This is a genomic window from Mannheimia glucosida, assembly GCF_046267875.1.
In the GTDB taxonomy this organism is placed as follows: domain Bacteria; phylum Pseudomonadota; class Gammaproteobacteria; order Enterobacterales; family Pasteurellaceae; genus Mannheimia; species Mannheimia glucosida.
On sequence record NZ_CP176502.1, the window covers coordinates 1,486,616 to 1,504,543 of the forward strand.

The following is a 17,928-nucleotide window of genomic DNA, read 5'->3' on the forward strand; positions in this document are numbered from 1 at the left end:
GTTATTTCAATGTATTTTCTTATTGGGATAACTATGTCATTCAAACCTATCAAATCATCATTTGTATTGCTATTTTGTATGTCTGCAGCAGCGTGGGCGAATCAGGCCACACAAAATACCCAAATTCAAGCAACCCTATCTCAATCTCAAATCCTGCAAAAGTCGGCGGAACAACAATCTAATCAATCTCGCTTAACCGAAAACCGTTGGTCAGAATGGGGGTTAACCGAACAGGATTGGACTCGTTATGAGGAATTAAAAAAAGGTCCTCAAGGCGTTTGGAGTCCTAATCTTGACCCTCTCACTATGTTAGGCATTGAAGCTCGCTCGGAGAGTGAACGTAATCGCTATGCTGAGCTGTTGGCTCGTAAAGAATTTGAGCGTAATGAAAAAATCCTTACTTTTCAGCTTGCCTACGATGCTGCGTTTAAACGTCTCTATCCGAATATTTTACCTTTTCAAGTTGATGAGCAAGGCTCGCCAAATGATGTTCCGACATCCAGTAGTCGAATTATCTATTTCACACGTAGTGACTGTGGCGAAAAATGTATAACCGACCTGAAAAAACTCTTTGCGTATGCTGGTAGCAATCCAGTTGATATTTATCTTGTGGATAGCGAGCAGTCTGACGAGAAAATCCGTAAATGGGCTATGGACAATAACATAGATGTGGAAAAGGTACGCTCTCGCCAAATCACGCTTAATCACGACAGAGGGCTGTGGTTAAAAAATACGAACGGTAAGATTCCGGTAGCGTATCGCATTATGGGTGGAACAGAGTGGAAAAGAATAGGTTATTAAATACAGTTAAATATAGCTTATCCGTTATTTTTTTAACTGGAAGTATCGCTTCTAAGGCAGAACCATTTTTTGGATTTGGCAAGGAAGTTGATGGCTATATTCACCTTGCAGCTAACCAGTATCAAGTAAGTGAAGGCATGCTGCGTGGGCTTGTTAAATTTGAAAACGGTTGGACAGGCAATATTTCGCCAACCGGAGCAACTGGTGTTGGTCAATTTACTGTGGGTACTTGGAATTGGCTAGCAGATACCTATCGAGGAAGAGAGATTGGGATGAGACCGGTAACGAGAAATAATCGTGGAACCAGTTTTGACCCTCGTCACAATAAATACATCAATACATTGGCAACCGCATTATTGGCACGTTGGCATATTGAGCAATTCTCTGAGCGTAATATCCCAGTCAATGATGAAAATCTCTATATGGCTCACAATATTGGCTTAGATGGTTTCCATAGAGCATTATTAGGGCAATCTACTCGTAAAGACATTGAGAATATGCGTAAGAATGGGATGAAACCTTGGATGACCGTCAACGAGTTTATTTCCTACCAGAAAGGTCGTTACACCGAGCATAAATATGTTGCAAATTTCCAATTACCGCCGAATCGCTTAGCTGAGTCTGTATCAAATGGAGCGATAGTATCTGAAACAAAGCCTAAAAAGAATATTCGTTTAGTGCTTCCTGCAAAAGTTCGTTATATCGAGCCTAATGATGAATTGGCTATGCAGAAGCAGGGGCATTCGTCTAGTAGGGTTAATTGGATTGAACCAAGCTCAGGCAATACAGTGTGGATTTCGCCTAAATAACCGGGAGTCATGTATGGAATATCAAGAAAAATTAGATAAACAGCAAAAATTTTGGAATAAAGCCGTAAAGCGAGAAAGGTTTGTTCAGTTAATTTTATGGAGTGCTAAGCTGATTTTCAGTTGGCTTGTGCTTTCTGTTGCTATTTATGGCGTGATTTGGATGGTGTTATTGAGTGAGGGGCGGCTTGAAGAAACACTGAATATGTTAAATAACATAGGAGAAGAGCGACAACAGCTTTTACGAGGTATAGAAGAGTGGACTTTATTACTAGGGGGCTTTTTTGTATTTGCTTTTCAGGTCGTTGTTCAATTTAACAGAGAACGATTTGGGCGAGTTCTTTTTTTGTTAGGATTGGGATGCCTTGGTGTGTCTTTAATTTCAACCTCCTATGCAGAGCTTAGAGTTATTTCCGATTTAGGGGGTGAAAGTGCGGTACGTTTCTATGAACCTATTCAGCCAGTACACACGTCCGATGCTCCCGCTCATCCCAATGCTGTGCCTGCGACACTTAATGAAGAAAATATGTTACCAGTTGTTTCACATAAATTTTCAGTTGGTAACGTGCAACCTAGAGCATTGGACTTACCGGGTGCAGCACCGATGTTTTTATTAGGAGCAGACGATGTTTCTCGCCGTTGGCTTGCTCAAAATAAAGATAAGTTAGCCTCTATTCATGCCATAGGGCTTGTAATTAATGTTCAGACCTTAGATGAGTTAAAGTCATTGCGGTTGATTGCTCCGGAATTGGAATTATTACCGGCTCCTGCTGATACTTTGTCTGACCGTTTAGGCTTACATCATTATCCTGTCATCATTAGTGCCGAGGGAATTTCACAATGAGTAATAAATATAACGTTGAATCGCTTTTACGTCCACCGGTGGAATATTACACCTCCGTCGTCTCAGGTGGTGCGGCTGCACTTTGTGCGTATGCACCTTGGGCTGTGGCTATGACACCATCTGTTGGATATGGAATGGCTGCAGGATTTGCTTATTTGGGTGTACAGCGTTTCCGAGAGGGTAAAAGAATCAGCCGATACCATAAAAACTTAAAGCGTTTACCCTATTATGCCTTAACCAGTAAAGAAATACCGGTGTTAAATAAAAACTTATTTTTAGGCAAAGGTTTTCGCTGGACACAGAAACATACGCAAAGGTTATATGATTGTTCTCTCGCCGGTAATGAAAAATATACTTCTCCTTCACCGTTGTTTCAGTGGGTTAAAGAGTATGAGAAAAATCACGAAGAGAGCTGGATTGCAAAATTAACATCAAAAGATACTGCTTGGAATCCGTTTCGCCCATTACCCCCGGTAGAAGGATTACCTCAAATTCACGGTGTAGAGTTGGATGAAGTCAATGTGACGATTCCAACATCAAGTCGTGTAGGTCACCAGTTAGTGTTAGGTACAACTCGTGTTGGCAAGACTCGCTTGGCAGAACTCTATGTCACCCAAGATATTCACCGGGGTAAAACCTTTGATGACAGGGAGGTTGTTATTTTCTTTGACCCGAAAGGCGATGCTGATATTTTAAAACGTATGTATGCAGAAGCTAAACGTGCCGGTCGTGAAAAAGAGTTCTATTGTTTCCATCTAGGTTGGCCTGAATTATCTGCCCGTTACAATGCGGTTGGACGATTTAATAAAATTACGGAGGTTGCAAGCCGTATCTCCGGACAATTAAGTGGAGCAGGAAACTCAGCCGCATTTAAAGAGTTTGCGTGGCGATTTGTTAATATCATTGCCAGAGCATTAGTCGAGCTTGGTCGTCGTCCGGATTATGAGCAAATTGCTCGTTATGTACGGAGTATTGATGCGTTATTCTTGGATTATGCAAAACACTATTTCGACCGTCAAAATCCACAGTTATGGCAAGCGATTATGCTGGCTGCAGCAAATATTGATGAAAAAAATCTCTCGTTTGCAATGAAGGGGAGAGACTTAAAAGTCGTTGCTGTCGATCAGTATATTCGAGATGAGAAAATTTTTGACCCAGTATTAGATGGGTTATGCAGTGCAGTTCGTTATGATAAAACCTATTTTGACAAAATCGTGGCTTCACTTTTACCATTACTTGAGAAGCTCACATCCGGAAAAGTCGCTGAATTACTGTCACCCGATTACGCTGATATTACCGATTCCCGACCAATTTTTGATTGGGAAGAAGTGATTCGTAAGCGTGGGATTGTTTATATCGGCTTAGATGCGTTATCCGATCTAACGGTGGCTTCTGCTGTTGGAAATTCAATGTTTGCTGATTTAGTGTCAATGGCAGGTCACATCTATAAATTTGGTGTGAATGATGGATTACCAACGCTAGATGGTAAGAAAGCTAAACCAGTTAAAATTAATCTTCATTGTGATGAATTTAACGAATTAATCGGCGATGAATTTATTCCTCTGATTAACAAAGGGGGTGGTGCCGGTATTCAGGTCACAGCCTATACGCAGACAATTTCGGATATTCAAGCTCGTACCCAAGATGGTTCAAAAGCAGGGCAGATTATCGGTAACTTTAATAGCCTAGTGATGTTGCGAGTAAAAGAGCCGGCAACAGCGAAGTTGCTGACGGAAACACAACAAGATGTCACTATTTACGAGACGATGATTATATCTAGTACCACGGATAATAACGATCCTGATTCAGATAAAGACTTCGGCTCCAGTTCCGGCGACCGTGTAACCACCAAATCAATGCCGCTTGTACCGATGTCGGCAATTATGAATTTACCTAAGGGGCAGGCATTCGCTCTTATTGAGGGAAGCCAACTTTGGAAAATTCGGATGCCATTGCCAAAAGAGGATGAGGATGATTGTATGCCAAAAGATTTACAACAGCTCGCCTCGCTGATGCGAGAAAATTACCGAACAAGTGAAAGCTGGTGGGAAGGCGTACATAACTATCAGCCAAGCAATGATGCTGTTTTAGCATTTGAAGAGATTGGCAAAGCTCAATTCCCTGATGCGGTTAAAGCGAAGTTGGATGATGTTGAGGAGGTTGCATAGTGGCAGAGCAACGAACAGCACCACAGCAGGTGCCTGTACAGAAAGAGCCTGGTTTGATTAGCTCAGTCATAGGTACACTCCTCTTATCTTTATTTTTGAGCATTATTGTTGAGTGGGTTTGTATGACCTGGGTTTGGGCAGAGGCTGGAGCAGAGCATAGCAAAGCCGTGATGTACGAAGAATTTGGCTGGTTTTCATCCGAGTTCCAGCAAAGTCTTATTTATAATAAGCCGGTTGCATTTGCCGAAGAATCTATTCGTTTTTTATATGAATGGCTGCTGGTAAAAACAGGTATCCAAGGTTGGCTTGATAGTCCCGGTGCAGGTTGGGGTAGAGAACTTTATGATTATGCAGGAGCTTATATTGAAGCAATGTTTTATGTCATCATTGTGTTTGTTATCCGGCTTTTCATCATCATATTAACTAGCCCATTATTTTTATTAGCAGGTTTGGTTGGACTGGTTGATGGATTAGTGCAGAGGGATTTGCGTAAATTTGGTGTTGGACGAGAATCCGCATTTAAATATCATCATGCTAAAAAATCGCTCACGCCGATTATGTTGGTTGCTTGGATTTTGTATCTGTCCATTCCATTCTCGATTCACCCTAATTTAATTCTTATTCCGGCTGCAGTGTTGTTTGGATTAATGATTAGATTGACGGCAAGTAATTTCAAAAAATACTTGTAGAGACTGTGATATGATAGGCTCTATATTATGCCATTATATGGAGCCTATATTTATGCTTGATTTTATCGAGTTAAATTCTGCTAATTTTTTCCTCATGTTGATTATTGCAATGTTGGCCGCATTTGTTTTTGCCATCGGTGTAGCTGGCACGATTGAAGTTCTCCGTTATTATCAAAGTCGAAAGCTGTATGACTGGCTGAAGATTGTACTAAAAAATGGCAACTTAACGCTATTCACATTGAATGAAAAGCGGAGTTTATTGCCATACGTTACTCGAAAAAACACGGAGCTGATACTGAGCGAATTGATTGCTGAATTGTCCGGAGTAGATGAAGAGGAAAATAAGACTGATATTTTGCTTATGAAAGCATTAAAAGAGGAATATATTCGTTGGGAAAAACTACAAACGATTAGTTCCCCGATTGCGAGAGGCAGCCTTGCAAAACTAGCAGTTGGTGAACATCATTCTCTCCAAGATATTGATTTGCTGATTGATGAATTAGACAGGGTGTTAACGATTGAGAAAACTGAGGCAGAACAAGAGAGAAAAATGTCTAAACGCTCATATATACTGGCATTCTTTGGCTTTTTATTCAGTTTACCAAGTTTAATTAACGTTGTCGCCCCTTATTTCTCTAAGATGTTTGAATAGTTTTAAGTTCCAATATCTACTTTTTTCAGACAGACTATTTTTATCAAAAGTACATATTGGAGATGGTATGTTAGATTCATTAAGAAGATGCTATAACAAGTGGGTTTATGAATATTATGGTAATAAATTAGTAAAGTTTGTAAAAAAAGTAATAATCACACAGCATCATCCACCTAATCGGCAGGATTTTGCACGATTTGAGCATGCTCATAAATTATCATCTGATGCAGTCGCCACACTCATTGCAATTCAAAGTTCAAGCCCTCGAATTTCATATCCGCCTAAATTGCATTATACCTACCAAGAAATTTACGGTACGGAGCCTATTTTAAGATTTATTTTGCCAAAAGAAACCTTGGCTATCTTAGATAAATTACAGGAGCAATATGGAGATAATCGTGATTTTAATGAAATGAAATTCAATATTGCCTTTGAATTGATCAATGTAAAAGCGTATTTACGCAAGCCTCTCAAATAATCTTACAACATATTACCTTTTTATAAATAAAGTACTGTGTAATGTTAATTACTCAGTGCTTTTTATCTTTGGTTTCGAAATAAAAACTCTCCGTTTTTTAAAAACAGTTTTCTGTGTTTTTCCTTTTTTCGTTTAGGCATTATTTCTCTAGCAATAAAAATAACATGGAGAAATCGATGAGAAAGTCACTTTTTATCCTTTCATTATGCTTTGTAAGTACATTTTCCAATGCGACAGAGCAGTCTGAGCTTGATCAGGCAATTCGCCAACTGCAATCGGCGAAAGTGGCATTAGAGCGTGCAAATAAAGCAGCCCAGAATATTCGAGTGCAAGAACGAGTCTATTTTGATTATGTGAAAGCTCATCAAGAGATCGATCTGATTATTCGAGGTATTAAGCAATACAGTAATGGTAATCGGGCTCAACCTAGAGATCCTCGCCAAGTCAAAACTTTGACAGGAGAGTATGACAAGGTAAGAGCAAGATGAGTAGTGCAACTGATGCTTTTAAAGCCGCATCTGGTATGGAGGCTAGTAGTTTAGGTGATGTCATCGTTGTGTCCTTTTTCGGCATATTACTTCTTGTCATCGCTTATATTGCCATTCAGAAGTTTAAACAACTTGAAAAAGGCGGCGATATGAAAGGGTTTGTAAGAACCATTATTCGTGCTGTTTTTATTGTGATTATATGTAGTGTCTTCTTAATTTAAGGATTTTTATGAAAATGATGTCTTTTAGAAATTTAAAAGAAAAAGCGAACAAAGTCTTTACAAGCACTTGTTTGGCTTTAGTACTACCGGCAACCGCTCTCGCAAATACCCCGATTAGTGGGGGTGGGGGTTCCGGTAAGCCTGATCGTAGCCATTTGAAAGGATTTGGTGATTATTCAACGAATGCTCCAATCGATCAAACACTTTGGAAATTGCTTGGTGCAATTGCTTTATTAGTGGGTATGGGACTTGCCGGTTACGCTTTATTTGTTGTAGCAGGTGCGTTAATTGGCGAATTTTCTGATTTGCGTACAGGTAAAGGTTCTTTAGGAAAGTTACTTGGCTTATTGGTAATCGGGGTTGCAGTCATTATTTTTGTGTACTTCCTCGTGACTAAAGCTCTCGATCTCTTTGGAGTGTAAAGATGAGTCGGCAGAATGAAACCATTCAATTTCTTCCAACATTGATCAATAGAAATCCTGTCGTATTTAAACAAATGACCCTTATTGAGGCGGTTATCGCTTTTATGTTAGGTGTCGTTGTTGGGTTCGTTATTGGGGTTGTGATTGTATTCGTGTTTCAGGTTTCATTCTCTGTCTCAATGGTATTTGCGTTATTAGGTGGACTTGCCGGTGGCAATATTGGGGGATTTGTGATCTCTCGATTAAAACGTAATAAACCTGATACATGGTTTGACCGCTATATTGAATTTAAACTTTCACCTTCTAAATTTATTACTCGTGATCAAGTTTGGTCAATTAAACGCTCTGTACGGAGTCTTAAATAATGATTTTTTCCAAGTATTTAAACGCTCTGAAATCAGAGCGTTTTCATATCCAGTCGTTACGTTGGATCATTGTCTTTTTAATCGCAGTTGTGGGGTATTTGGGCTATGTTGTGCAAAGTTTACCAAGGCAACTCACCGTTTATCACCCACCGGAATTTCAACAACAAGGTTCATTACGAAAATGGTGGGAAGTGCCGGAAAGTACCGTGTATGCCTTTTCGCTTTATACCTTTCAACAACTTAACCGTTGGTTAAAAGATGGGGAGGTAGAGTATCTCGATAACATTGAGCGATTACGTCCGTATCTGACTACACAGTGTTATAACTATTTAAAACGAGATTATGATAACCGTTCATTGTTAGGCGAGCTACGTACTCGATCTCGTGCGGTATATGAGATCCCAGGGCGTGGCTATTCTCTCGACCGTGTTCATGCAAATAGTGAAAATGACTGGAACGTCACTCTCGATCTTTATACCGATGAAGAATGGATGGGGAAGGAAGTCGATGAAAAATTAAAACGAGTGCTTGTTCGCTATCCATTACACGTTGTAAGAATGGATGTCGATGTCAGTAGCAATCCTTGGGGGTTAGGTTTGAATTGCTACCGCTCACAGCCACAACGAATTGAATTGCAATCTGCGGAAAGCTCGACACAAGGAGAGAAATAATGCGTTTATCTTTCAAAAAACATCTTATTGTATCCATTTTAGGTCTGTTTGCATCCTTTGCTGCTCATGCTGAAGTATTGATGCAATGGAATCGTATTCCACTTCGAGTTGATTTGCACGTGGGGCAAGAGCGTATTGTATTCTTTGATAAAAACGTGCGTGTTGGCTTACCTACTGAGATGGATGGCAAAATTGAAGTGCAAAGTACCGGTGGAGCTGTGTATTTTAAAGCAAAAGAGGCATTTGATTTAAGTCGTATTCAATTCCGTGATATGGAAAGTAATCAGCTAATTTTGATTGATATGAAAGCCCTCAATGCAAAAGGAAAATTAGACAATGTCCGAGTGCTATATTCAGAAACGGTCACCAATAATACGCATACCATACCTCAAACTGAAGTATCAGATGGTTTACCTGAACGGCGAGAAAGTGCGTTACCTCCTCAAGCTGCTCTTACTCGCTATGCAGCTCAATCACTTTATGCTCCACCACGTACGATTGAACCCTTAGAGGGGGTAAAACGTGTGGCAGTCAAGCTACCTAAAAATATCAGTAATCTGATGCCAAATTTTTTAATTCAAGCGACACCGCTAGAAGCGTGGGGACTGGATAAATATGTAGTGACGGCAGTACGGATTAAGAATTTAGAAAATATTCGTATTCAGTTAGATCCTCGCTATTTGCAGGGCTATTTCTATGCGGCCACATTCCAACACAACTGGTTAGGTGAAAAAGGAACACCTGAAGATACCACGGTTGTTTATTTGGTGACGGAAGGCAGACCTGAAAATGCGTTTATCCCGGTCAGCCAAATGGTCAATAAAGCAAAAAAATCAACCGCTAAAACCAAAAACTCAAGTAAAGCGGCTCAACGTAACAAAAAATAGGAGGAGATAATGGCAGTCAATAAATCCAATGGGCTATTAAAAATTCTCGCTATCGTGATGGTTGCCATTATCGCTGGCGTATTTTTTGTTGCTAAAAATAATGCGAATAACGCTCCTCCTGAAAAGAATGAAAGCGATGTAGTGTATGACTTAAGTGATGAGGAGGCGAATACATTAGGTATTACTGCCGGAGATACGCCTCACGATACACTAAAAACGCTGGTAGGAGCATTAAAAGACACGCGTGAAGAAGCTCGTAAAGCAAATGAGCGTGGTGATCGCTTCGAGAAAGAGGTATTACGCTTACAAGCAAGGGAAGCCGAAGTGGATTCACGTATTGCGGGTGAAGTAGAAAGTCGTGTAGAAAGCCGTTTGGCTGCTGCTTGGGATGGATTCAATCGCCAAATCGAAGAACTGAAAGGGCGAGTTCAAGGTGGGAATCAGCAGCAGAAAGAAGCGGAAGCAATCCCTGTAGGAGGGGCTTCGTCTGGCTTTGGAACTGAATCAGCAGGACAAACAGGGAATGTCGATAACAATGGTATTCGCTGGGTCGATCCTAACGATATGGTGCTGACCGATGAACAAGGTAAATCGGTTACAGGCAATTATTCCGGGAAAACAAAGATCACCTTCCCAAGCCCTTTTAAAGCAGAGGGGGAAAGTTCAAATACTGGGACAGCATTAAATAATAATGCTGGGACAGAAAATATGACCGGTAATACTCAGACACAGGAAACAAAGCGTACACCTTATTACACGATTCCCGAAAATTCGACGTTAATGGGTTCTACTGCATTGACGGCGTTATTAGGTCGTGTACCTATTCAAGGTGCTGTGACAGATCCGTATCCGTTTAAAGTATTAATCGGGCGAGAAAATTTAATTGCCAATGGCATTGATTTACCTGATGTTGAGGGAGCGATTGTATCGGGTACATCAAAAGGGGATTGGACGTTATCGTGTGTTTATTCTGAGGTAACGAGCATTACTTTTGTGTTTGCAGACGGTCGTATTTCCAATGGGCGAGCGAGTGGAGCGAGCAGAGCTGTGAATGGGACAAGTAATAATAAAATCGGCTGGCTTTCTAATCCTGCTGGAGTACCTTGTATTCCCGGTGATCGCAAAACCAATGCGAAAGAGTATTTAAGCTCACAATTCTTACTTGCCGGGGCGAGTGCCGCAGCCCAAAGCCTGTCACAAGGTCAAGTCACGACGGTGGTCGATGGAGGAGCTGTTTCCAGTGCGATGACTGGAAATACCGGGCAATATGTGTTAGGTCAGGCGTTAAGCGGTGGCTTATCCGAAATGGAAAACTGGTATCGTCAGCGTTATGGGCAAATGTTTGATGCCGTTTATGTACCACCCGGTCAGGAAGTTGCAGTACATATTACCACTGATTTAGAAATTGACTACGATACCGGAGCGAGAAAAGTGAAATACAACAATAAACGTAGTACACGTGGAATGGATTAAGGAGATTGGAGATGAATTTGCAAAAAATTTGGTTAATTGCACCGCTTGCGATAGTACTTACCGGCTGTTCAACATCACAAGAAGAATTACTGCCGACAGATGATAGCACAATGAGCGACATTTGGGCTGAAAAAAGTGGAGGGGTGCAATCAGGAACTCAAGAAGCTCGCAATGCGTTGCAATTTGTTCGCCCTATCCATAGTCCGTTTAATCATTCCGCTGAGATGACTCAGTACACTCGCACTTCCTATAATGAGGCAACAAATCTGTTCCCTCGTTTACCGAACCCTGATTTGACGATGTATGTGTTTCCGCATTTGACGGATAGTGCAGAGCAGTTACCGATTCCCGGGTATTCGACAGTATTTCCATTCTATAGTCGTACACAATACGCTCAGCCGGGTGAGCGTACTGCGGATTACTAGGGGGATTAATGGATTTATTTAATCTTCTTAAACGCCCTAGCAGAGCGGAAAAAGCAAGGGTTGAACCAGTGTTAGGGGCTGAAACCGTAGATGAAACCGCTTCAGTAGCTCAATCTGTTGCTTCTGACCAAGAAACGCCGGATAAAATCCAATTTATTCGTCGGCAGGGGAATTATACTCGTGCGGAACATCTTAGACAGTATCAATCCAATTCATCTTTTGTAGATAAGTTGCCCTATACTGAATTTTTAGATGAGCAAAAAATGTTATTGCTCGAAGATGGTAAGTCCGTCGGAGCTGTATATGAATTAACAATGATCCCAACAGAGGGTCGTTCTGCTGATTATCTTGGTGAACTTAGAACACAAGTAACGGATGCGTTACAGGATAGCTTCCAAGAGCTTGATGTAAATCCTTGGGTAGTACAATTCTATTGTCAAGATGATGAGATGGCAATGGATTATGAAGATGTTCTACGTGATTATGTACGCCCGAATGCTCAAGGCACAGAGTTTACAGAAAAGTGGCTCTCTATTATGGGGAAGCACTTGCGTGATGTATCTAAACCAGGCGGTTTATTTGAAGATACCGTAGTGACAGGTACTCAATGGCGAGGACAGCAACGGCGTGTTCGAATGGTCATTTATCGTTATGTGCCAAGAATGACGACCTTTGAACAAGCAGTAGAGGAATTATCCACGACGTGTGAAAGCGTGGAAAATGCCTTATTTGCGACCGGCGTAAGAGTAAAACGCTTAGATGGAAGAGTGATCCACGAATGGTTGCTTCGTTGGTTTAATCCAAAACCTGATTTATTTGACGATCAGGAAATGTTTTATCGTACCTGCCATTACACGATTAAAGAGCAAGGAAAAGATTCTCTGTATTTGGCTAATGATTTTGCCGAAACACTCTTTGTAAAACCACCTGAGAGCAAAGGTGGATATTGGTATTTTGATGATATGCCTCACGATGTGGTCGTGGTAGATTCAATTCGCCGAGCACCACAAGTTGGGCTACTTACTGGAGAAGTACAGCGAGGCGATAAATTTAATTCTCTATTTGATTTATTACCGGAAAATACGGTAATGGTCATGACGATGGTGGTTTACCCTCAGGATTTGTTGGAGCAGCACTTTAGCTCTATTTATAAATCCGCAGTAGGAGACAACTCGGAATCGCAGCAAGCTCGCCGAGATACTTCACGAGTTAAAGATTATTTAGCTGAAAAGCACAAGCTATATCGTTCATCTCTCGCTTTCTACTTGAAGGCAGACGATGATAAGACCCTTAAACGGAATACCCGTAAACTGCGTGCGATGTTGCAATCTGCTGGACTTATCCCTGTACAAGAGGGAACAGAAATTGCTCCTTTGAGTAGTTATCTTCGTTGGTTACCCATGAATTTTAATCCGATGGATGATAAGAAAAATCTCTACACCAAATTTAACTGGGTACAGCATATTGCAAATTTATTACCTTTATTTGGTCGTTCGATTGGTACTCGTCATCCGGGGATCACCTACTTCAACCGAGGTGGCTCACCGCTAGATTTTGACCCACTTAATAAAGATGATCGCTCTAAAGCTGCTCACTCTTTAATTTTAGGACCAACAGGTGCCGGGAAATCAGCTACGCTCAATGGCAAAATTGCTCAATTAATGGCAATCCATCGGCCTCGTCTATTTGTGATTGAGGCCGGTAATTCCTTTGGCTTAATGACAGAATACTTGGAACGGCACGGTTTGACGGTAAACCGTATTCAATTAAAGCCAGGTTCCGGCGTGACTTTGCCTCTTTTTGCTGATTGTCACCAACTGCTGACTGATGAAATGAAAGCAGAGATTGATCGGGTCAAACGAGGGGAAAGTCCCGAGGAAATGAGAGCCAAAATTAAGGCCGATATTGAATGGGAGGCAGCAAAAGCGGAGCAAGAGCCTGATATAGAGTCTGAAGTCGATATTGAAGAGGACGATCAGCGAGACATTTTAGGCGAAATGGAGCTGACTGTACGTTTAATGGTTACCGGTGGTGAAGCGAAAGAGGATGATCGCTTGACTCGTCCGGATAAAGCGATGATTCGTAAAGCCATTTTAATCGCCGCAACACAAACTTACAAAGATAGCAGAATGACACTCACGCAGGATATTCGTGATGCGTTTTATTCAATGCGTGATGATACTGAACTCTCGCCGGAGAAACGTCGAAGAGCGGAAGAGATGGGTGATTCTATCGGTATGTTCTGTGAAGAGGGATCGTTTGAGGCAGAACTCTTTAATCGTGAAGGGGAAATTTGGCCAGAAGCGGATATTACTATCGTAGATTTGGCAACACTTGCTCGTGAGGGGTATGAGGCTCAGTTAGCGATAGCTTATATCTCTTTGATTAACCACATCAACTCACTCGGTGAAAAGTATCAGTTCAGTGGCAGACCTATCGTTAATATTACTGATGAAGCTCATATTATTACAGTAAATGCAATGTTGGCCCGCTTCTTAATTAAAGCCGGGAAGATGTGGCGTAAATTAGGTATTTGGTTATGGTTGGCGACACAAAATCTGAAAGACTTTCCAAATGATGCAGCAAAACTACTTTCGATGCTGGAATTTTGGGAATTATTATGCCTTGAGAAAGCGGAGGTGCAAGAAGTTATTCGCTTTAAGCAACTGACTGAAGCTCAAATTCAGCTGATTACCTCGGTGCGGAAAGAGAACCGTAAATATACTGAAGGGGTGTTGCTATCAAGCAAACAGGAGGCGTTATTCCGTGTCGTTCCGCCGAGTATTTACCTTGCATTGGCAATGACAGAGCCGGAAGAAAAAGCTGAACGAGCGGAATTGATGCGGAAATATAATATTTCTGAACTCGATGCAGCACTGAAAGTAGCAGAGAACATTGATAGAGCAAGAGGTATCTTGCACTAAATCACTTGAATTAAGGAGAATAGAGATGAGAACAAAGAACAGTGAAAGAGAGAAGACTTTACCGAATGAATTACGCAGATTGACCTTTTTTACCGTGAATCCGACCGATACAGATAAAACGCCGGAAGCGTTGCTTAGAGATAATCAACGTGAACAGGTTGCTCGACTCACTGCTTTGATTGAACGCTATACCGGTCTTGTTCTGAATGTTACGCAGCGTTATTACCGAGTAGTAAATACTAACTATGTTAAAGTTTATTTTGACGGCAAACGAAATCAAGCAAGTAATTTAACACCATTTTGTTTAACCGTCTCCTTATCGGGCTTTAACGATATTCCTCATTCTGATGGGAATCCCGGTTTCTTAACGATGAGTGCGGTAGATTATGTTGATGTGCATTGGTTAATTGAACTATTGAAATCTAAATTACAAGGGGTTGACGATGGTATGGCTACGTAAGTTTGCCGGAATAGGAAAATTCCTGTTTACGCTAGTTGCAGTCTTGGTCTTAGTATTTGTTATTGGGCATTTTGGATTGCAATATGGTATAGAAGCCGGTGAAGTGCCAAGGTTTCTTGAACGCACGTGGTTACTTTGGTTAGTTATTCGATGGGGAATGTATGCAGTAAGCGGTTGGTTTTTATGGAAATTAAGCAAAATACCGGCGGTTACCGGTACAGATGAAAATCATCAACAATATAAAAGACTGGTGCGAGCAGCGGTCATTGGGGCTGTGTGTATTGAAGTTGTGATATTCAGCCGACTTTTGGGAGGTTAATGTGGATTTAAATTTAACCGTTGATAGTTATTTTGAATATTTCCTGACCGTATTTGGTTGGATTATTGGCAACAATATTTGGGATTTATTAATAGATACCGGGCTGGTTGCCGCTCCTTTTGTTGCTCATATTATTAATGCCTTTATGAAAGTGCGTGAACAAGGTGATGATGAGGGGAATAAGGGTAGCCTTTTAACTGCTTGGCTGGAAAATAAACTCTATGCCAGCTTGGTTATTATGCTGATGTGTTGTGTGCCGCTATTTAATGTCTCATTTAGCACGTTGAAGTTTGATACACCACGGATGAAAGAGTGCAAAATTTCGGTACTCTCTCCGGAGCAAACGGGATTAGGTCATTTGAAAACAGAGCTAAATGGACAGACGGCCCGATTACCATTGTGGTGGAGTTTAACTTACACGGTAAGTAAAGGCTTAACTCACGGTTCGATTGCCAGCATTCCTTGTAAGCCTGATTTACGGCAAATCCGATTTGAAGTACAGAATACGCAAATTAAAGACCAATTCTTGCGTAAAGAAGTCAGCGATTTTGTTCAGGAGTGTTTTATTCCGGCGAGAACTTACTTGAAAAATTTTGGCCAAATCCGAAATTTAGATGATGCTTCTGCCCAAGATTTAGCTTGGATAGGTTCTCGAATATTGCTGGACAATCCGCATTTATACCCAAAAATCCGAGCGAAAACACCGAATCCGTTTTTCCCTTGGGATCCTAATCGTGATGCTACGTTGCCAAGTGGTTTAGGTGGTGGTTTTCCTTATTGTAATGTCTGGTGGCAAGACGGTACAAATGGACTTCGGGCAAGATTATTAGGACAAATTGAGCCAAGCACGTGGCAAAAAATTAAAGCTGCTGCAGATTCGACAATAGGAAATTCAAACTATGATGATGCAGTTTTACGAGGTATGCTGGCTTTTCAGGATATAAAATCTGATAATAAAATAGGCAAGCGGTATGATTCGTTCCGTACGATGCAAGTGGATGGTGTAGATTCAACTGTGGGAGACCTCTATAAAGGTGTAGTAGGAACGGGAGCAAAGATTTTTGGAAACGCTTTGACTGGTCCGGCATTCGATGTATTAAAACAATCATTACCTTATATACAAGCCTTGATTTTATTTGCGTTAACTCTCAGTATGCCATTTGTTATGGTCTTTAGTGGCTATAGTGCAAAAGCAATGATGGCAATGACGTTTGGGTGGTTCTCCGTATTTTTCCTATCCTTTATTTGGGAAATTGCTTATTGGTTAGATACCTCAATCTACACGGCGTTATATGGTGATGATTTGCTGGATTCCATTATGCAGTCAGGTGAAGGGTTTACGATCAATCTTGTGTTAAACACAATGTATTTAGTGATGCCGGCATTATGGATTGGCTTCTTAGGTTGGGCTGGTATTAAAGCTGGATCTGGCATTGATGGTGCTATTAGTGGTGGTAGTAAGAATGTTCAGCAATCTACGCAAAAATCCACAGATAAAGTAGCTAGATAATTAGGAAAATATAAAAAATAGCGGTGACATAGTTACCGCTATTTATTCATTATCATAGGTTTCTACTGCATGAATACCACAACCATAATGGTCAGCAAAGTAAGTAGAACGCTTTTGAGGCTTAAGGGAGAACCCATTCATCTCAGCTCTCATTTCAGCAGCATTTTTCAAGGCAACATTTAAATTGTTTGAAGACTGGCGTTGAGCTTCATTTTTAGTTCGCACGTCATTAAAAATAGAAATAAACGTTTGTGCTTTTTTAAGTAGAGACATTGTGGTTCTCCTGTTTTTAATTAAGTTCTGGGGTAGATCCTGCTTGAGTGAATTATAGCAATAATCCAAATGTGATCTTCTCGCTCTTCATAAACAATTCGATAGCCCCTAATAAATGCTTCTCGTGTCTTTTCGTCACGGATTCTACCAATCGCTGAAGGCATAAATCCAATAGAGTCTATCTTAGAAAAAATATCTTCTTGTAGCTTGATTCCACTATTTTCAAAACCTGTATATATCATTACTTGACGTACACAAGTTCTTATATCATTAATCGCCTCGGGCGATAAAATTACTGGTTTAGACATATGCTACTGCACGCTCAAAATCTGCTAACTCTTGAGCAGTTTCTTCAATAGTTGACTGAACTAACAATTTGGCTTGCTCAAGAGGAATACCTTTTCCGGATTCTAATTCAGCTCTGCCTCTTGCAATTTTTTGAGCAAGGAACTCATCGTAGCCTTTTTCTTTAAATAGCATTTTATGCTCCTTTCACTTATTACACGGCTTTCGGGCATAGGGATTATGTTCTCCCAAATGCGAAATATTGGAACAATTTACGCTTAAAGCAATAGAGTGTCAAGAGCAGGGTTTTTGGAAGTGTGGTTTGGGAATATTAAAAATTATCGTCATAAGTTTCATCGTAGTTATCGTTTTCATCGCCGGCATCATTTTCATCGGAATATTCTTCTTCGCTATATTCCTCTTCGTTATATCCATCATCAAGTTCTAGTTCTTGTTCCCTTAGTGATTCTTTAGCTTCAACTTCAGGCATAAATTGCTGGTAATTGCAGAAAAAAGTACCATCGCTGTCTTTTTCCCAAAGTCCGGCGTAGTTGTATTTTACATATTCAGGATCAGCGTGGCATATCATCCCTAATTGAGGGCTGGCTGTAAGCGACATCGAAATGCTACTAAGGATAAGTATGAGAAGTTTTGGTTTCACAGCAAAATAGGATTAGGTAAATTTACTTCAGTGTATGGAAAAACATAAGAATGTTGAGTAGAAACTAAAAATGATTTGAATATAGTTTTTGGTTTCTATTTATAAA

General features: G+C 40.7%; 23 protein-coding genes. 19 read left to right on the forward strand and 4 right to left on the reverse strand.

The annotated features are described in order from the left end of the window. Positions 1-33 precede the first annotated feature (33 nt). From ACJ7Z2_RS07245 to ACJ7Z2_RS07335, 19 genes are all read left to right on the forward strand, one after another. Positions 34-801, forward strand: a complete 768-nt coding sequence (locus tag ACJ7Z2_RS07245) for a TIGR03759 family integrating conjugative element protein (RefSeq protein WP_409499823.1) — start codon at positions 34-36, stop codon at positions 799-801. Next, entirely contained in the window at positions 780-1,610 is an 831-nt protein-coding gene (locus tag ACJ7Z2_RS07250; protein WP_409499824.1) for a lytic murein transglycosylase, read from the forward strand. Before ACJ7Z2_RS07245 ends, ACJ7Z2_RS07250 begins: the two co-directional genes overlap by 22 nt. Positions 1,611-1,623: 13 nt before the next feature. Further along, positions 1,624-2,451: an integrating conjugative element protein gene (locus tag ACJ7Z2_RS07255; protein ID WP_409499825.1), complete on the forward strand. Its 828-nt coding sequence runs from the start codon at positions 1,624-1,626 to the stop codon at positions 2,449-2,451. Then, the gene (traD, locus tag ACJ7Z2_RS07260; protein WP_409499826.1) at positions 2,448-4,619 is read left to right on the forward strand and encodes a type IV conjugative transfer system coupling protein TraD; all 2,172 of its coding nucleotides are present in this window, start codon (positions 2,448-2,450) and stop codon (positions 4,617-4,619) included. The genes ACJ7Z2_RS07255 and traD overlap by 4 nt, the downstream gene beginning before the upstream one ends. Beyond that, positions 4,619-5,308 carry a TIGR03747 family integrating conjugative element membrane protein gene (locus ACJ7Z2_RS07265; RefSeq protein WP_409499827.1) on the forward strand — a complete coding sequence of 230 codons (690 nt, stop codon included), beginning with the start codon at positions 4,619-4,621 and terminating at the stop codon, positions 5,306-5,308. Before traD ends, ACJ7Z2_RS07265 begins: the two co-directional genes overlap by 1 nt. A gap of 52 nt (positions 5,309-5,360) precedes the next feature. Further along, on the forward strand, positions 5,361-5,960 hold the full coding sequence (locus tag ACJ7Z2_RS07270) for a hypothetical protein (protein ID WP_409499828.1): 600 nt from the start codon (positions 5,361-5,363) through the stop codon (positions 5,958-5,960). 67 nt (positions 5,961-6,027) lie between these two features. Next, a complete protein-coding gene (locus tag ACJ7Z2_RS07275; RefSeq protein WP_409499829.1) occupies positions 6,028-6,438 on the forward strand; it encodes a hypothetical protein in 411 nt (136 codons plus the stop codon). A gap of 176 nt (positions 6,439-6,614) precedes the next feature. Beyond that, a complete protein-coding gene (locus tag ACJ7Z2_RS07280) occupies positions 6,615-6,926 on the forward strand; it encodes an RAQPRD family integrative conjugative element protein (RefSeq protein WP_409499830.1) in 312 nt (103 codons plus the stop codon). Next, on the forward strand, positions 6,923-7,147 hold the full coding sequence (locus tag ACJ7Z2_RS07285) for a DUF3262 family protein (RefSeq protein WP_409499831.1): 225 nt from the start codon (positions 6,923-6,925) through the stop codon (positions 7,145-7,147). Before ACJ7Z2_RS07280 ends, ACJ7Z2_RS07285 begins: the two co-directional genes overlap by 4 nt. A gap of 8 nt (positions 7,148-7,155) precedes the next feature. Continuing rightward, on the forward strand, positions 7,156-7,569 hold the full coding sequence (locus tag ACJ7Z2_RS07290) for a DUF2976 domain-containing protein (protein WP_409499832.1): 414 nt from the start codon (positions 7,156-7,158) through the stop codon (positions 7,567-7,569). Between the two features lie 2 nt (positions 7,570-7,571). Further along, the gene (locus ACJ7Z2_RS07295) at positions 7,572-7,934 is read left to right on the forward strand and encodes a TIGR03750 family conjugal transfer protein (RefSeq protein ID WP_409499833.1); all 363 of its coding nucleotides are present in this window, start codon (positions 7,572-7,574) and stop codon (positions 7,932-7,934) included. Further along, complete coding sequence (locus ACJ7Z2_RS07300) at positions 7,934-8,605, forward strand: PFL_4703 family integrating conjugative element protein (RefSeq protein WP_409499834.1); 672 nt, start codon at positions 7,934-7,936, stop codon at positions 8,603-8,605. The genes ACJ7Z2_RS07295 and ACJ7Z2_RS07300 overlap by 1 nt, the downstream gene beginning before the upstream one ends. Further along, positions 8,605-9,492 carry a TIGR03749 family integrating conjugative element protein gene (locus ACJ7Z2_RS07305; RefSeq protein WP_409499835.1) on the forward strand — a complete coding sequence of 296 codons (888 nt, stop codon included), beginning with the start codon at positions 8,605-8,607 and terminating at the stop codon, positions 9,490-9,492. Before ACJ7Z2_RS07300 ends, ACJ7Z2_RS07305 begins: the two co-directional genes overlap by 1 nt. A 9-nt stretch (positions 9,493-9,501) precedes the next feature. Next, entirely contained in the window at positions 9,502-10,965 is a 1,464-nt protein-coding gene (locus tag ACJ7Z2_RS07310) for a TIGR03752 family integrating conjugative element protein (protein WP_409499836.1), read from the forward strand. Between the two features lie 17 nt (positions 10,966-10,982). Next, a complete protein-coding gene (locus ACJ7Z2_RS07315; RefSeq protein ID WP_409501121.1) occupies positions 10,983-11,390 on the forward strand; it encodes a TIGR03751 family conjugal transfer lipoprotein in 408 nt (135 codons plus the stop codon). Positions 11,391-11,398: 8 nt separating this feature from the next. Continuing rightward, on the forward strand, positions 11,399-14,314 hold the full coding sequence (locus tag ACJ7Z2_RS07320; protein WP_409499837.1) for a conjugative transfer ATPase: 2,916 nt from the start codon (positions 11,399-11,401) through the stop codon (positions 14,312-14,314). A gap of 25 nt (positions 14,315-14,339) precedes the next feature. Beyond that, a complete protein-coding gene (locus tag ACJ7Z2_RS07325) occupies positions 14,340-14,774 on the forward strand; it encodes a hypothetical protein (protein WP_409499838.1) in 435 nt (144 codons plus the stop codon). Continuing rightward, entirely contained in the window at positions 14,758-15,093 is a 336-nt protein-coding gene (locus ACJ7Z2_RS07330) for a hypothetical protein (protein ID WP_409499839.1), read from the forward strand. Before ACJ7Z2_RS07325 ends, ACJ7Z2_RS07330 begins: the two co-directional genes overlap by 17 nt. Position 15,094: 1 nt before the next feature. After that, on the forward strand, positions 15,095-16,603 hold the full coding sequence (locus ACJ7Z2_RS07335) for a conjugal transfer protein TraG N-terminal domain-containing protein (RefSeq protein WP_409499840.1): 1,509 nt from the start codon (positions 15,095-15,097) through the stop codon (positions 16,601-16,603). Positions 16,604-16,645: 42 nt separating this feature from the next. Here ACJ7Z2_RS07335 and ACJ7Z2_RS07340 read toward each other — a convergent pair whose 3' ends face one another. From ACJ7Z2_RS07340 to ACJ7Z2_RS07355, 4 genes are all read right to left on the reverse strand, one after another. Beyond that, positions 16,646-16,876, reverse strand: a complete 231-nt coding sequence (locus ACJ7Z2_RS07340; protein ID WP_142789595.1) for a hypothetical protein — start codon at positions 16,874-16,876, stop codon at positions 16,646-16,648. Positions 16,877-16,896: 20 nt separating this feature from the next. Continuing rightward, complete coding sequence (locus tag ACJ7Z2_RS07345) at positions 16,897-17,184, reverse strand: type II toxin-antitoxin system RelE/ParE family toxin (RefSeq protein ID WP_409499841.1); 288 nt, start codon at positions 17,182-17,184, stop codon at positions 16,897-16,899. Further along, a complete protein-coding gene (locus tag ACJ7Z2_RS07350; RefSeq protein WP_409499842.1) occupies positions 17,177-17,356 on the reverse strand; it encodes a hypothetical protein in 180 nt (59 codons plus the stop codon). The genes ACJ7Z2_RS07345 and ACJ7Z2_RS07350 overlap by 8 nt, the downstream gene beginning before the upstream one ends. Before the next feature lie 136 nt (positions 17,357-17,492). Further along, positions 17,493-17,780 (reverse strand): hypothetical protein, encoded by a 288-nt coding sequence (locus tag ACJ7Z2_RS07355; RefSeq protein WP_409499843.1) that lies wholly within the window; start codon positions 17,778-17,780, stop codon positions 17,493-17,495. Positions 17,781-17,928 lie beyond the last annotated feature (148 nt).

Coding starts and splice junctions, on each gene's coding strand:
- ACJ7Z2_RS07245 (WP_409499823.1), top strand. CDS start 34: ATGTCATTCAAACCTATCAAATCATCATTTGTATTGCTATTTTGTATG.
- ACJ7Z2_RS07255 (WP_409499825.1), top strand. CDS start 1,624: ATGGAATATCAAGAAAAATTAGATAAACAGCAAAAATTTTGGAATAAA.
- traD (WP_409499826.1), top strand. CDS start 2,448: ATGAGTAATAAATATAACGTTGAATCGCTTTTACGTCCACCGGTGGAA.
- ACJ7Z2_RS07270 (WP_409499828.1), top strand. CDS start 5,361: ATGCTTGATTTTATCGAGTTAAATTCTGCTAATTTTTTCCTCATGTTG.
- ACJ7Z2_RS07275 (WP_409499829.1), top strand. CDS start 6,028: ATGTTAGATTCATTAAGAAGATGCTATAACAAGTGGGTTTATGAATAT.
- ACJ7Z2_RS07280 (WP_409499830.1), top strand. CDS start 6,615: ATGAGAAAGTCACTTTTTATCCTTTCATTATGCTTTGTAAGTACATTT.
- ACJ7Z2_RS07285 (WP_409499831.1), top strand. CDS start 6,923: ATGAGTAGTGCAACTGATGCTTTTAAAGCCGCATCTGGTATGGAGGCT.
- ACJ7Z2_RS07290 (WP_409499832.1), top strand. CDS start 7,156: ATGAAAATGATGTCTTTTAGAAATTTAAAAGAAAAAGCGAACAAAGTC.
- ACJ7Z2_RS07295 (WP_409499833.1), top strand. CDS start 7,572: ATGAGTCGGCAGAATGAAACCATTCAATTTCTTCCAACATTGATCAAT.
- ACJ7Z2_RS07300 (WP_409499834.1), top strand. CDS start 7,934: ATGATTTTTTCCAAGTATTTAAACGCTCTGAAATCAGAGCGTTTTCAT.
- ACJ7Z2_RS07305 (WP_409499835.1), top strand. CDS start 8,605: ATGCGTTTATCTTTCAAAAAACATCTTATTGTATCCATTTTAGGTCTG.
- ACJ7Z2_RS07310 (WP_409499836.1), top strand. CDS start 9,502: ATGGCAGTCAATAAATCCAATGGGCTATTAAAAATTCTCGCTATCGTG.
- ACJ7Z2_RS07320 (WP_409499837.1), top strand. CDS start 11,399: ATGGATTTATTTAATCTTCTTAAACGCCCTAGCAGAGCGGAAAAAGCA.
- ACJ7Z2_RS07325 (WP_409499838.1), top strand. CDS start 14,340: ATGAGAACAAAGAACAGTGAAAGAGAGAAGACTTTACCGAATGAATTA.
- ACJ7Z2_RS07330 (WP_409499839.1), top strand. CDS start 14,758: ATGGTATGGCTACGTAAGTTTGCCGGAATAGGAAAATTCCTGTTTACG.
- ACJ7Z2_RS07340 (WP_142789595.1), bottom strand. CDS start 16,876: ATGTCTCTACTTAAAAAAGCACAAACGTTTATTTCTATTTTTAATGAC.
- ACJ7Z2_RS07345 (WP_409499841.1), bottom strand. CDS start 17,184: ATGTCTAAACCAGTAATTTTATCGCCCGAGGCGATTAATGATATAAGA.
- ACJ7Z2_RS07350 (WP_409499842.1), bottom strand. CDS start 17,356: ATGCTATTTAAAGAAAAAGGCTACGATGAGTTCCTTGCTCAAAAAATT.
- ACJ7Z2_RS07355 (WP_409499843.1), bottom strand. CDS start 17,780: ATGTCGCTTACAGCCAGCCCTCAATTAGGGATGATATGCCACGCTGAT.